The sequence below is a fragment of the Flavobacterium sp. B114r genome, assembly GCF_056824125.1.
Genome location: NZ_CP124858.1, coordinates 144,853 through 158,050, shown reverse-complemented (window position 1 = coordinate 158,050; position 13,198 = coordinate 144,853). Strand labels below are relative to the sequence as shown.

At 33.8% G+C, this 13,198-nt stretch carries 11 protein-coding genes; 5 read left to right on the top strand and 6 right to left on the bottom strand.

Annotated elements, in window-relative coordinates; translation table 11 throughout:
• Nucleotides 1–9: 9 nt before the first annotated feature.
• From QLQ94_RS00765 to QLQ94_RS00755, 3 genes are read left to right on the top strand one after another with little or no spacing between them, the layout of a single operon-like run.
• Entirely contained in the window at nt 10–2,469 is a 2,460-nt protein-coding gene (locus tag QLQ94_RS00765) for a TonB-dependent receptor (RefSeq protein WP_482498854.1), read from the top strand.
• A complete protein-coding gene (locus QLQ94_RS00760) occupies nt 2,466–3,116 on the top strand; it encodes a hypothetical protein (protein WP_482498852.1) in 651 nt (216 codons plus the stop codon). The genes QLQ94_RS00765 and QLQ94_RS00760 overlap by 4 nt, the downstream gene beginning before the upstream one ends.
• 46 nt (nt 3,117–3,162) lie before the next feature.
• On the top strand, nt 3,163–3,885 hold the full coding sequence (locus tag QLQ94_RS00755; protein WP_271335224.1) for a hypothetical protein: 723 nt from the start codon (nt 3,163–3,165) through the stop codon (nt 3,883–3,885).
• A gap of 200 nt (nt 3,886–4,085) precedes the next feature.
• Here the strand turns inward: QLQ94_RS00755 and QLQ94_RS00750 are convergent, their stop codons facing one another.
• From QLQ94_RS00750 to QLQ94_RS00725, 6 genes are all read right to left on the bottom strand, one after another.
• Nucleotides 4,086–4,787: a hypothetical protein gene (locus tag QLQ94_RS00750; protein WP_271335223.1), complete on the bottom strand. Its 702-nt coding sequence runs from the start codon at nt 4,785–4,787 to the stop codon at nt 4,086–4,088.
• Nucleotides 4,788–4,914: 127 nt separating this feature from the next.
• A complete protein-coding gene (locus QLQ94_RS00745) occupies nt 4,915–6,744 on the bottom strand; it encodes an ABC transporter ATP-binding protein (RefSeq protein WP_482498850.1) in 1,830 nt (609 codons plus the stop codon).
• Nucleotides 6,741–7,781, bottom strand: a complete 1,041-nt coding sequence (locus tag QLQ94_RS00740; protein ID WP_271335221.1) for a PDDEXK nuclease domain-containing protein — start codon at nt 7,779–7,781, stop codon at nt 6,741–6,743. Before QLQ94_RS00740 ends, QLQ94_RS00745 begins: the two co-directional genes overlap by 4 nt.
• 6 nt (nt 7,782–7,787) lie before the next feature.
• Nucleotides 7,788–9,515, bottom strand: coding sequence for a phospho-sugar mutase (locus QLQ94_RS00735; protein ID WP_271335282.1), 1,728 nt, complete (start codon nt 9,513–9,515; stop codon nt 7,788–7,790).
• Nucleotides 9,516–9,645: 130 nt separating this feature from the next.
• Nucleotides 9,646–10,602: a glycosyltransferase family 2 protein gene (locus QLQ94_RS00730; protein WP_271335220.1), complete on the bottom strand. Its 957-nt coding sequence runs from the start codon at nt 10,600–10,602 to the stop codon at nt 9,646–9,648.
• Nucleotides 10,603–10,610: 8 nt separating this feature from the next.
• Nucleotides 10,611–11,153 carry a DUF4199 domain-containing protein gene (locus QLQ94_RS00725; RefSeq protein ID WP_482498847.1) on the bottom strand — a complete coding sequence of 181 codons (543 nt, stop codon included), beginning with the start codon at nt 11,151–11,153 and terminating at the stop codon, nt 10,611–10,613.
• Nucleotides 11,154–11,397: 244 nt separating this feature from the next.
• Between QLQ94_RS00725 and QLQ94_RS00720 the strand changes: the two genes are divergently transcribed.
• A complete protein-coding gene (locus QLQ94_RS00720; RefSeq protein WP_213301759.1) occupies nt 11,398–11,649 on the top strand; it encodes a type B 50S ribosomal protein L31 in 252 nt (83 codons plus the stop codon).
• Nucleotides 11,650–12,007: 358 nt separating this feature from the next.
• Nucleotides 12,008–13,183, top strand: coding sequence for a GlmU family protein (locus QLQ94_RS00715; protein WP_271335218.1), 1,176 nt, complete (start codon nt 12,008–12,010; stop codon nt 13,181–13,183).
• Nucleotides 13,184–13,198: the final 15 nt, after the last annotated feature.

The following is a 13,198-nucleotide window of genomic DNA, read 5'->3' as shown; positions in this document are numbered from 1 at the left end:
CCAAAGCGTTTGAACAGTAGCAGGATAATATTCGTTTTTCTTTTTTTATGCATTTCTTGTGTTTCATTTGCTCAAAACGCTCATGTTAAAGGTATTATTTTAAATAGTCAAAATCGTCCTGTGGCCGATGTTAATATTACATCACTGGGTAAAACAACACAATCAGATGCAAATGGTTTTTTTGAAGTCGATGTGCCTTCAAATAAAAAAACTTCTTTAGTTTTTACTCATATTTCATTAAAGATGATGAGTTTGACGGTAAATCTGGAATCTAACGAAGTTTTTATTTTTAATCCTGTAATGAGTAATTATGAGGAACAAATGGGAGAAGTTTTTGTGTCTTCCGGAAATAAAAAACGTGTTCAGGGAATTGCAACTATCGATGCGGCAACCATTAAGAAAATTCCGGGTGCCAATGCAGGAATAGAAAATATTCTGAAAACATTACCCGGTGTCAATTCAAATAATGAACTAAGCACGCAATATGCGGTTCGTGGTGGTAATTATGACGAAAATTTAGTTTATGTAAACGAAATCGAAGTCTATCGTCCGTTTTTAATTCGTTCCGGTCAGCAAGAAGGGTTGAGTTTTACCAATACGGATTTAGTTCAGAATGTTGATTTCTCGGCTGGAGGATTTCAGGCTAAATTTGGCGATAAGTTATCTTCTGTTTTAGATATTACCTATAGAAAACCTACTCAGTTTGGCGTTTCTTTAGAGGCTAGTTTACTTGGCGGAAGTGTTGCTGTCGATGCCGTTTCTAAAAATAAAAAATGGTCTGCCGTGACAGGTGTTCGTTATCGAAATAATAGTTTGCTGGTAAACAGTCAGGATACACAAACCAATTATACGCCCACTTTTGCAGATATTCAAACTAATATAAATTACGACATTTCGAATAAATGGCAAGTAAGTTTTTTAGGTAATATTGCTAAAAATGAATATTTATATCAGCCGTTAACACGTGAGACGAAGTTTGGAACGGTAGATAAGCCAATGGCGCTTGCTGTGTATTATGAAGGAAGGGAAAGAGATAAATACGACACTTATTTTGGTGCTTTCAAAACAACTTATAAAGTTTCGCCCACCTTTACCCTAAAGTTTATAGGTTCTTTATTTCATACGATAGAACAAGAGTATTTTGATATTCTGGCACAATATCGTTTAGGAAATGTAGGTAATGATCAAACAACTTCTGTCGATTTTACCCGAGCAATAGGCTCGCAATTGAATCATGCCCGAAACGATTTGGATGCCCTTATTGCAAATGCTGAGATTAAGGGTTTTAAAGAGTGGAAAAATGACAGCCAGTTAGAGTTTGGTTTAAAATATACCAGAGAATCTATTCGTGACAGAATTGTAGAATGGGAAATGATTGACTCGGCAGGGTTTTCTATAAATCCGCCAATTGTTATTTTACCAAAAAACAATCAGCCTTACGATCCTTATACAGGACCGCTTTTGCCTTATCAGGATGTTCGTGCTACAAACTTTAATACCATTAACAGGTTTTCAGGATATGCACAATATAATAAAAAATCAGCATTAGGATCCAATCAGGTTTGGTATAATATAGGAGCGCGTTTTCAGAGCTGGAATGTTTCTGGAGCTGCAGTTGAAGGAAAAAATCAAATCGTTTTTAGTCCGCGTGCTCAATTTGCAATAAAACCCGATTGGGATATGGATATGGTTTTCAGGCTTTCCGGCGGGTTGTATCATCAGCCCCCATTTTACAGGGAACTTCGTGATCCGGATGGAGTGGTAAATCCAAATGTAAAAGCGCAGGAATCGGTACATATTGTTCTGAGTAATGATTATAATTTCAAGATGTGGAATCGTCCCTTCAAATGGGTTACAGAATTGTATTATAAGTCACTTTCAGATGTCAATGTGTATTCGATCGATAATGTCAGAATTCGTTATATCGCCAATAATAATGCAACAGCTTATGCGCAAGGTCTTGATTTTAGGCTGAACGGAGAGTTTGTTCCGGGAACAGAATCCTGGATCAGCTTTGGTTATCTGAAAACCGAAGAAAATTATGCAGACAAAGGATATATCGCGAGACCAACAGATCAGCGTTTGAAATTTGCGATGTTGTTTCAAGATTATATGCCCAATATCCCGAGTGTCAAATTATACCTGAATCTAGTTTATAATACTGGTTTGCCTGGTGGAGCTCCGGCATATTCTGATCCATATCAGTATCAGGGTAGATTGAATGATTATCGTAGGGCAGATGTTGGTTTTGCAAAGGTTTTTGTTGATAATAGTACTAAAGTAGCAAAAGCAAAATGGCTAAAAAACTTCAAAGAATTATCTGTTGGGTTAGAGATTTTTAATCTTTTCAATAATCAAAATGCAATTACCAATACCTGGGTTCGTGATGTGTATTCTAAAAATCAATATGCAATTCCAAATTATATGACTTCAAGAGTTTTTAATGTAAAGCTGAATGCGAGATTATGATAAGTAAACGTGAGAAAAGAAAAAATATTTTTTACGTGCCGGGAATAATATCTTTGGTTTTTATTCCGTTGTTGTGTTTGTATTATTTTTATAAAATTGATGCTTTTAAGGTTTATCGTAGTATTGAATTATATGTTCCTGTTGGAAACGAGTTTGAAGATTATAGAATTCTTACTTTAAGAAAATATAAAGTATTTAATTTTGATGGAAGCCATTTAGAAAACAATAGGCTGAAAGAAATGAGGCTTTATTTAAGGAAATTAAAAATTGAGAAGGATACGATAAATGGAATTAAAATACATTTTGGTGTAAAATCTAATTATCAAACTTTTATTACCAGTCTTGATGTTTTAACTGAAGAAAATGCTCCTACATGGATTGCAAATAAAAATGATATTTATATTTTAGGAAGTAGCAACAATTATAAAAAAGTTCAAGATACTATTGAACATTATACAATGAATTGTGGTACTGGAGAGATTATGAGGCAACAGGCTTATTGGGAGCAAAAAGCGAAAAAAGAAGAAGAAATAATTAATTTTCAAGCCTCTTTTTTCAAACAAAAATGGGAATTACTTTTTATAGGCTATCTTGGACTTGTTCTTCTCAATATCTTTGCCCTAGTAAAATTCAATAAAACTAGATAATACAATCAAAAATACTATATTTGATATTATAATATAATTAGCATACATGAAAAATTCTTTAAAATATATAGCCTTAGCAATCGTCGGAACATTAGTGAGTTGTAAAGATGAAGTGCAGAAACCAAAAGTAATTTATGATGGTGCCAATAAAGTAAGTGTTGTAACCAAAACGGATTCAACGCAGATTGAAGTGGCAGATTTGCCTATTCAGATGACGGGAACGAATTATTTGATTCATCCTGTTGGGGATTTGCGTGTTTTTGAAAGAGGAACGAAATCCCGTTATGGATCTTCAAGCGTGAACGATGTAAGTTTTACTATTTCTAATTTAGGCGAATATGAAATTACGGGTTATTTGCAAAACCTGAAATTTCAAAAAGTAGATTCAGATTCTATTCGACCGTTAACTGATAAACCGGCTTTAATATTAACTGCTACTTATTTGAAATCAGTTGCAGAGAGAACGCAAAATCAGATTATGGTGTATACTTTGGCAGATGCAGATACCAATAAAGATGGTAAAATTGATAGCAGTGATATTAAAACGTTGTATTTGAGTAATATTAGTGGTGAAAATTTTACTAAGGTTTCAGAAGACTTTCAGGAGTTAATAGATTGGAGTTTAATTGAATCTAAAAACCGTTTGTACTTTAGAACAATTGAAGATACGAACCAAAACGGACAGTTTGATAAAAATGATGTTGTACATTATAACTACATTGATTTAGCTGCTAAAAAATGGGAAGTTAAAAGTTATAAGCCGATATAAATTTTAGATTGAAAAATTAGAATCTCAATCTTAACGATATAAAAAAGACCATTTAAAAATCACTTTTTAAATAGTCTTTTTTTTTGTTTAATCACGATCGATAGAAAAGAGCCGTCAGGCTCGATCCATATTGTAGGGCTGGACTTTAGTCCAGTTTAGAATAACGAATAACGAATAATCAAAAAACAACAAATAGCAGTCTAAATCAAAATATCGCTCTCAAGATCTGATTTTTCGATTTCAAAACCAAATCCTAAACGTTCCACCAATTCAATAACGAGTTTTTTGTACCAGTTTTCAGATTTTGGATGAATGTAAATCTTTTCAATTAATTGTCTAAGGTCAACATTGATTTTCAAGCCGTCATTTAGTTTTATGGTACTTTTAGAAGTATCCGTAATAATGCGGACTTCACGCTCGTATTGAAAGCTTTTTCGTTTGAATAGAAACGGGAAGAACGAATCATCAAACGGGATGTATTCTTTTTTATAGTCGATATAATTGACCTCGCCAATATACTGATCAAAGTTATTCTCCGGATTCAGTGCTTTTTGTAATCTTCCAATAGTAGACTGAATGGCTAATCCTTCGCTGTTTTGTGTAAAAATCTGCCACATGGCAAACGATTCATATTCGTTAATATGCCAGCTGCTTATAGCGACTTTTTCCCGATGTGTTTTGTAATAGTTTAAAAAGTCTGGATTTTCATTAGCCAGTTTCTTGATCTCTTCATAAGTGGGCTCGCTAAAAGTGCCTTCGTACTGATCTTCGAATTTATCAGAACGGGACATGAATAATTTCTTAGACAATAATAAATCGAGGAATTTAGATAAGTCTAAGTATTTCCAAACAATGGTATCCGGATCATCGGGAAGCTTTATATTCTGATTGTTGAGATACATTTTTTTGTTTTAAGATTTATTTTAAAAAAAATAGCCACAGATTATACAGATTAAAATGATTTATTTCGTTAAAAAAAGAATCTGTGTTAATCTGTGTAATCTGTGGCTAAAAGATGTTTTCTTTTATTTACGATTCAAAAGACTGCATCGTTACCAGTTTGTTATAGGTTCCGTTGTGCGCAATCAATTCGTCATGCGTTCCTTGTTCAACGATTTTTCCTTTTTGCATGACCACAATTAAGTCTGCTTTCTGAATTGTTGAAAGGCGATGCGCAATCACAATCGAAGTTCTGTTTTGCATCATATTCTCTAATGCAACCTGAACAAACTTTTCGCTTTCCGTATCCAATGCAGAAGTAGCTTCGTCCAAAATCATAATTGGAGGATTTTTCAATACAGCACGGGCAATCGATAAACGTTGTTTTTGTCCGCCTGAAAGCTTGTTTCCGCTATCACCAATATTAGTATAGATTCCTAAAGGCAAATCTTTAACGAATTCAAAAGCATTTGCAATTTTCAGGGCTTCAATAATTTCGTCATCTGTAGCATCTAATTTTCCTAACGAAATATTTGCTTTTATAGTATCATTAAACAAGATACTGTCCTGAGTTACTAATCCCATCAAACTGCGAAGCGATTGTAAATTCATGTCTTTGATGTTGATTCCGTCAATAGAAATTGTTCCGTCATTTACATCGTAGAAACGCGTCAATAAGTTGGCAATGGTACTTTTTCCACTTCCGGATTGCCCAACAAGTGCCACAGTTTGTCCTTTTTTAATAGTAAGAGAAAAGTCTTTTAAAACCGTTTCTTCTTCATATTTAAAATTTACATTCTGAATATTGATAGAATCATCAAAAGTAGTTTTTTCGATTGCATTTGGTTTAGAAACGATAGTGTTTTCCTGCTCAAGAACTTCAAGTACACGTTCTGCTGCCGCATTTCCTCTTTTAACTCCGTAAGAAGCTTTAGAGATTGCTTTTGCAGGCGTTAAGATATTATAAGCCAATCCCATGTAAGCGATAAAGGAAGGGCCGCTTAGTGTCTTGTCGATCAAAACCATTTGACCTCCATACCACAATAAAATAGCGATAACAGTAATTCCCATAAATTCACTTGCAGGAGAAGCTAAGTTCTGGCGATTGCCTATAGAATTTGATAAATTGAAAAAACGCTCTGTTGAATTTTGAAAAACGGTATTGAAATAGTTTTCAGAATTGTATCCTTTTACGACTTTTAATCCGCCAATAGTTTCTTCGATAGTAGATAGAAAAGCACCTTGTTCTTCTTGTGCTTTTGTTGATTGTTTTTTAAGCTGTTTTCCAATTAATGAAATAATGTAGCCTGAAATAGGAATAAAAATAAAAACAAATAACGTTAGTTTGGTGCTAATGATTAGCATTGTAGTTATTGTGAAAAGTATCGTTAATGGTTCTTTTACAATAAGTTCTAATATTGCTAAAAATGAGTTTTGAACCTCGTTGACATCCGCGGAAATTCTTGAGATAACATCTCCTTTTCTTTTCTCTGAATAAAATGCCAAAGGCAGTTCAAGTGTTTTTTTGTACATAGCATTTCGCATGTCTTTTAAAACCCCATTTCGTAAAAAAGTAATAAAAAACATAGCCAGATAATCTGCTAAATTTTTCAATAAGAAGATAGAGATTATAATGGCTACCATTATGGCTAAAATATAACCAGGATCGTGATCGCCTTTTGTTGTAGTGATGTAATAGCTTAGATATTCTTCTCCGTATTTCTGGAGTTTGAAAATTCCCTCATATATTGGTTTTGCTTTTCTCTCTTTTGCCTGGTCAAACAATACCTGAAGCATTGGTATTAAAGCGACAAACGAAAGTGTACTAAAAAGCGCATACAAAATATTAAAAAAGATATTTAAGAACGCGTATTTTTTATACGGATATATAAAAGGAACTATTTTTTTGAAATTACTCATTTATTATGGATGTTATTTTCTGCTATGGCAATGGCTCTTTCGAGTTTTTCCAGCAATAATTTTTTTTCTGGTAATTGAGTTAAGTAAGCTGATACTTTGATTTGTTCATCGTTATCAAGCATTAGATAATTTATTTGTTCTGGAGATTTTTCACTGCACAAAATTAATCCAATTGGTTTGTTTTCTCCTTCTTTTTGCTCGTTTTTCTCTAACCAACGCAAATAAAGCTCCATTTGACCTTTGTATCCGGCTTTAAATTTTCCTAGTTTTAAGTCAATGGCAACCAATCGGCGCAGGCCGCGATGGTAAAAAAGCAAGTCGATGTAGAAATCTTCATCGTCAATAGTGATCCTTTTTTGGCGGGCAAGAAAAGCAAATTCACTGCCCATTTCAGTAATGAAATTTTGTAATTGGGCTAAAATTGAACTTTCTAAATCCTTCTCAGAATAACTATCGTGTAATCCTAAAAAATCCAGGAAGTAAGGATCGCGAAAGGTTAAATCAGGACTTATTTGTTTTTCGTTTTTTAATAACGCTAAGTCATTGAGTATTGTGTCTTCTGGTTTTTTGCTGATCGCAGTTCTTTCAAAAAGCATACTGTCAATACGTTCCTGCAAGGTTCGTACACTCCAGCGTTCGTGAGCGCTCATCTGAATATAAAATTCACGCTTTATATCATTTTCAATTCCTAGTATCGAATATAAATGAGACCAGCTCAATTGTGCAGACACTGTCTGCACAATTGTAAAGTCTTGAAAAACAGTATTTAGTTTTATGAAACTATGTATGTTTCTTTTACTAAAGCCGGTTCCGTATCTTTTTGATAGTTCTGAGCTCAGGATTTGAATTGTTTTCTTTCCGTAATCGGCCCGATCATTTTTTAGAATCTCTTCATTAATCGTTTTTCCAATCTTCCAATATAATAAAGTCAATTCCTGATTAACCGTTTTAGCAACAAAATGACGAGTCTGATCTATTAATCCAATGATTGAATTTAATAGTTCGGGCTGATCATTCGTTTCCGGTTTGTCACTCATTATTTTTTATTTCAAATGCATTCCTGCAATGATATTTTGTATTTTTTCGTCTAAGAAACTTTCGGCAGCATCAAAATTAGTAACTGAATCTAATTCTGCATTAACACTAATGTAGAATTTAATTTTAGGTTCAGTTCCGCTTGGTCTTGCACAAATTTTAGAACCATCTTCAGTATAATAAATCAATACGTTAGATTTTGGGATATCCATTGTAGTTTCTTCGCCGGTCAATAAATTCAAAGCAATAGAAGATTGATAATCTTCTACCATAATTACTCTTTGTCCGCTGATTTCTTTCAAAGGATTTTCACGTAAATCAATCATCATCTGAGTGATTTCCTGTAAGCCTTCGATTCCTTTTTTAGTTAGCGAAACCAGGTATTCTTTATAAAAACCATTTTCAACATAAAGTTGTAAAAGTTCTTTATAAACACTGCTTCCTGCTGCTTTTGCCTGAGCCGCAACTTCGCAGATCAATAAAGTAGCTGCAACAGCATCTTTATCTCTCACGGCATCGCCAACCATAAAGCCAAAGCTTTCTTCACCACCGCCAATAAATTCAAGTTCCGGGAAGTCCTTGATCATTTTAGCGATCCATTTAAAACCGGTTAAACCTACTTTGCATTCAACACCGTAACTAGTTGCCAGTTCCATCATCATTGGAGTCGAAACGATTGTAGAGCCTACGAATTGTTTTCCGTTAATTTTACCCGCTTTTTTCCATTGTTTCAATAAAAAAGAAGTCATTAAAATCATGGTTTGATTTCCGTTAAGCAAAATCATTTTCCCATCATTATTTCTAACGGCAACACCTAAACGATCACAATCAGGATCAGTTCCAACAACAATATCTGAATTAGTTTTGTCTGCCAAAGCCAAAGCCATAGTCAAAGCTTCCGGTTCCTCGGGATTTGGAGATTTTACTGTTGGGAAATCCCCGTTTGGTTCAGCTTGTTCCGGAACAATATGCACATTAGTGTAGCCTGCCTGAGATAAAGTATCAGGAATAGATTTTATAGAAGTTCCGTGAAGCGAAGTAAAAACAACCTGTAAGTTGTCTTTGGCAGCAGCCGGAGTATTAAAACTTGCGTTTTCGATAGATGATTTTATAAATGCTTTGTCAATTTCAGTATCAATATATTCAATCAGCTTTTCGTTAGCATTGAATTTGATTTTATCGTAATTTAAATTTTCGATTACATTGATAATTGCAGCATCTTCAGGAGGAACAATTTGTCCGCCATCTTCCCAGTATACTTTGTAACCGTTATATTCCGGAGGATTGTGCGATGCCGTAAGAACAATTCCGCATTGACAGCCTAAATATTTAAGCGCAAAAGACAATTCAGGAGTAGGGCGTAAGTCAGAAAACAAATAAACATGAATTCCGTTTGCAGAGAAAACATCTGCTACAACCTTCGCTAAAGTATTACTGTTATGACGACAATCGTAAGCAATAACTACTTTTAGAGGTTGATTTGGAAAAACCTGATGCAAATAATCAGATAATCCCTGAGTATTTTTCCCAAGGGTATATTTGTTAATTCTGTTGTTTCCAACACCCATAACGCCACGCATTCCGCCAGTTCCAAATTCCAGGTTTTTATAAAAACTTTCCTCAAGTTCCTTTGGCGACGTAGTCATTAATTCCTTAACCGCAGCTTGTGTATCGTTGTCAAATGTAGGAGTCAACCATTCGTTTACAGCATTCAAAATATTAGGTGCTATATTCATCATTCGTATCTTTTTATATTTAAAATAATAATAATTTTCAGGAGCTATTTCCTGCTGTCATTCCAATCTTTTTTATCCGACGCGGCGGATAAAAAAGGATTTTCCCTTCCATCAGGGCTAGGGATTTACGTTAAAAATTAACTTCTCGTGCTACTTTATAACGTGCTTCGTTGTTTTTAGTTCTCAAAATAATTTCTCCCAGAAAACCTGCAAGGAATAATTGAGTTCCTAAAATCATAGTTGTCAAAGCAATAAAAAACCAAGGGTTACTGGTGATTAAACTGTATTTCATTCCGTTATACATATGGTATAATTTCGAAATTCCAACATAACCTGCCAATAAAAATCCAATGATGAACATTACAGATCCCATTGCACCAAACAAGTGCATTGGTCTTTTTCCGAATCGCGATAAAAACCAAATCGTAATCAAATCCAGGAAACCGTTTATAAAACGCTCCATTCCAAATTTGGTTTCACCATATTTTCGAGCCTGGTGAATAACTACTTTTTCGCCAATTTTATTAAAACCGGCATTTTTTGCCAAAACAGGAATGTATCGGTGCATTTCGCCTGAAACTTCAATGTTTTTTACAACCGTATTTTTGTAAGCTTTTAATCCACAGTTAAAATCGTTCAACTCAACTCCGGAAGTTTTTCTGGCTGCCCAGTTAAAAAGTTTAGACGGAAGATTTTTTGCTACAACAGAGTCGTAACGTTTCTTTTTCCAGCCTGAAACTAAATCAAATTTTTCTTTGGTAATCATTTCGTATAATCCCGGAATTTCGTCCGGACTATCCTGCAAATCGGCATCCATTGTAATAATAACATCACCTTGTGCTTTTGCAAAACCAGCATGTAAAGCCTGTGATTTTCCAAAGTTCTTCATGAAACGAATACCCTTTACATTTGGGTTTTCGTTAGAAAAACTCTCGATAATATTCCAAGAATCATCCGTACTTCCATCATCTACAAAAATGATTTCATAAGAGTAATTGTTAGATTGCATCACTTTAATAATCCAGGAATAGAGTTCTTTTAGTGATTCCTCCTCATTTAGAAGCGGTATAAGTATAGATAAATTCATTTAATTTTTTATAAACTTTGAGGATTGTTATTCTTAATAATTGCCCCTATAAGAGATGAATACAATAATCCGAAGAAAGAGTACATAACAAGTGTTACAGGGAAAACAATAAACGGGTTCATGAATTTTCTTATCATTTCGACTCCCATCTCCATTTCTTTGGCCGTCATTTCAGGATTTTTAGCCAGCATTCCTTCTTTTGAAATGTCAATCATTTCGTTGATGAACTCCGGGAAAATGAAATTAAATATAACGCTGAACGCTGCATAGACAAAAGCAGCAACAAACGTGATCGAAATTCCAATTTTTAAGCACTCACTAAAAGAAATGAATCCGTTGTTTACGTTTTTCTTATAATTAGTACAACCTATATATATAAACAGGATTGGTAAAATAAGATAGTTCGCAATGTTTACAATTGAGCCGGCACTAGAATTTACCAGTGATTTCATACCAATTATATACATAACCACGAATTCTAAAACCATGATAACACCAAACAAAACACCATATATAATTGATGATTTAGCAGGAGAAGTATTTTTTTCCATAAAACGATGATTTATTAATCCACAAATATAGCAATTCCCAATATAATGAGAGAGAAAAAAAGCTTTTTGAATTTTACTAAAAAAAGTGTACTAAATGTTTGTTTATTAAAAAAGAATTGTAAATTTGCACACTCAAAAATAATTAAATTTTTAAACAAAAAAAGAGTATCCTTTGTTTACACCTTTTTCTAACCACGAAAAAGCTTCAAAATAAAAATGCTCTAAACAATAAATAAAAGAAAAGATGAAAAAAGGAATTCACCCAGAAAATTACAGATTAGTTGCATTTAAAGACATGTCAAATGACGAAATTTTTATCACTAAATCTACTGCAGATACAAGAGAAACAATTGAAGTTGACGGAGTTGAGTATCCAGTTGTAAAAATGGAGATTTCTAGAACATCTCACCCTTTTTATACTGGTAAATCTAAACTTATCGATACTGCAGGACGTATTGATAAATTTAAAACTAAATATGCAAAACACGCTAAATAATAAAAGCTGTTTTTACTTATATAAAGCCTTCCAATCGGAAGGCTTTTTTTATGGAATTGTAAAATTTAATCGCAAATTGCGCAAAGATTTTTATCTGGTATTATATTTAGAAAACACAAAGTTCGCAAGCTAAATCTATATAAAGCTTTGCGAACTTTACTTTTTTGCAAAAACGTAATAATATAAACTTTGCGCACTTTTTGGTTAAATGATTATCAATATAAAAAATAGGTTTAAAAAAAATGCAATTATTTTCTTATTTTGAATAAGAGTACTTTTAATAGAACAAAAAAAATATTTGTAACTTTGATCGCGATAACCAAATCAAGATTTTAACAAGTTTCCAAATTTAATATTTATGAATTACATTCTTTTTGACGGTCCCGTCCGGAATGCTTTGTTACCTTTTACCTTTACAAGACCTGTTGCTGATATATTAATCGGAATAATGACAATTCGCCAGAAATGGGAGGCGCGTTTAGGTTCGACTATTACCACTATTACCGAAGATTATCTGGCAGAGAAATTTCCAATGGTAGAATTAGAAGAAAACATAATGATCAATGCAGCGTATTTACCAAATGATACTCTTGCAGAAATGGTTTCTGATCTTACAGCCAATCAGGCAATTTTTAAAGGCGATGATGTAATTGCTTTTTTTACAACAGAAAATCAGGAAGAAGTTGATTTTGATACGTACGAAATTATTCAGTACAACGAAAATGTTTTAACTGTAGAACATACGTGGGATATCTTTTCTAAAAATGATGCTGCGATTCGGGAGGATTTTATTTATTTGACCGAAGACAGAAAATCACAGCCAATCCCGAAAAGCGTAAATGTTATCGCTCCCGAAAATGTATTTATTGAAGAAGGTGCAAAATTAGAGTTTGTAACCCTAAATGCATCCAACGGTCCTATATATATAGGTAAGAATAGCGAAATTATGGAAGGAACCGTAATTCGCGGCCCTTTTGCTTTGTGCGAAAATGCACAGGTAAAACTCAATGCTAAAGTTTACGGAGCAACAACAGTTGGTCCGGGATCAAGAATTGGCGGAGAAGTTAAAAATTCAGTGCTGTTCGCCAATTCAAATAAAGGGCATGACGGATTCTTAGGGGATTCGGTTTTGGGCGAATGGTGTAATATTGGAGCAGATACCAATAATTCGAACCTGAAAAACAACTACGAAGAAGTGAAGTTGTGGAGTTATGAAACCGAAGGTTTTGCTAAAACAGGACTTCAGTTTTGTGGTTTAATGATGGGAGATCATAGTAAATGCGGAATTAATACGATGTTCAATACCGGAACTGTAGTAGGAGTGAGTGCTAATATTTTTGGAAGTGGTTTTCCCCGCAATTTTGTCCCTAGTTTTTCCTGGGGAGGAGCTGCAGGTTTTACAACTTATGTAACCAAAAAAGCTTTTGAAACTGCAAAATTAGTTATGGGACGAAGAAATATAGATTTCGACGAAACGGAATCAGCAATTCTGGAACACATTTTTGAGGAAACTAAAAAGTGGAGAAAAGACTAAAAAAACAAACCCCTC

Bases quoted from the DNA above. Each gene is read 5' to 3' on its own strand.
- QLQ94_RS00760 (WP_482498852.1), top strand. From the start codon at position 2,466: ATGATAAGTAAACGTGAGAAAAGAAAAAATATTTTTTACGTGCCGGGA.
- QLQ94_RS00755 (WP_271335224.1), top strand. From the start codon at position 3,163: ATGAAAAATTCTTTAAAATATATAGCCTTAGCAATCGTCGGAACATTA.
- QLQ94_RS00750 (WP_271335223.1), bottom strand. From the start codon at position 4,787: ATGTATCTCAACAATCAGAATATAAAGCTTCCCGATGATCCGGATACC.
- QLQ94_RS00745 (WP_482498850.1), bottom strand. From the start codon at position 6,744: ATGAGTAATTTCAAAAAAATAGTTCCTTTTATATATCCGTATAAAAAA.
- QLQ94_RS00740 (WP_271335221.1), bottom strand. From the start codon at position 7,781: ATGAGTGACAAACCGGAAACGAATGATCAGCCCGAACTATTAAATTCA.
- QLQ94_RS00735 (WP_271335282.1), bottom strand. From the start codon at position 9,515: ATGAATATAGCACCTAATATTTTGAATGCTGTAAACGAATGGTTGACT.
- QLQ94_RS00730 (WP_271335220.1), bottom strand. From the start codon at position 10,602: ATGAATTTATCTATACTTATACCGCTTCTAAATGAGGAGGAATCACTA.
- QLQ94_RS00725 (WP_482498847.1), bottom strand. From the start codon at position 11,153: ATGGAAAAAAATACTTCTCCTGCTAAATCATCAATTATATATGGTGTT.
- QLQ94_RS00720 (WP_213301759.1), top strand. From the start codon at position 11,398: ATGAAAAAAGGAATTCACCCAGAAAATTACAGATTAGTTGCATTTAAA.
- QLQ94_RS00715 (WP_271335218.1), top strand. From the start codon at position 12,008: ATGAATTACATTCTTTTTGACGGTCCCGTCCGGAATGCTTTGTTACCT.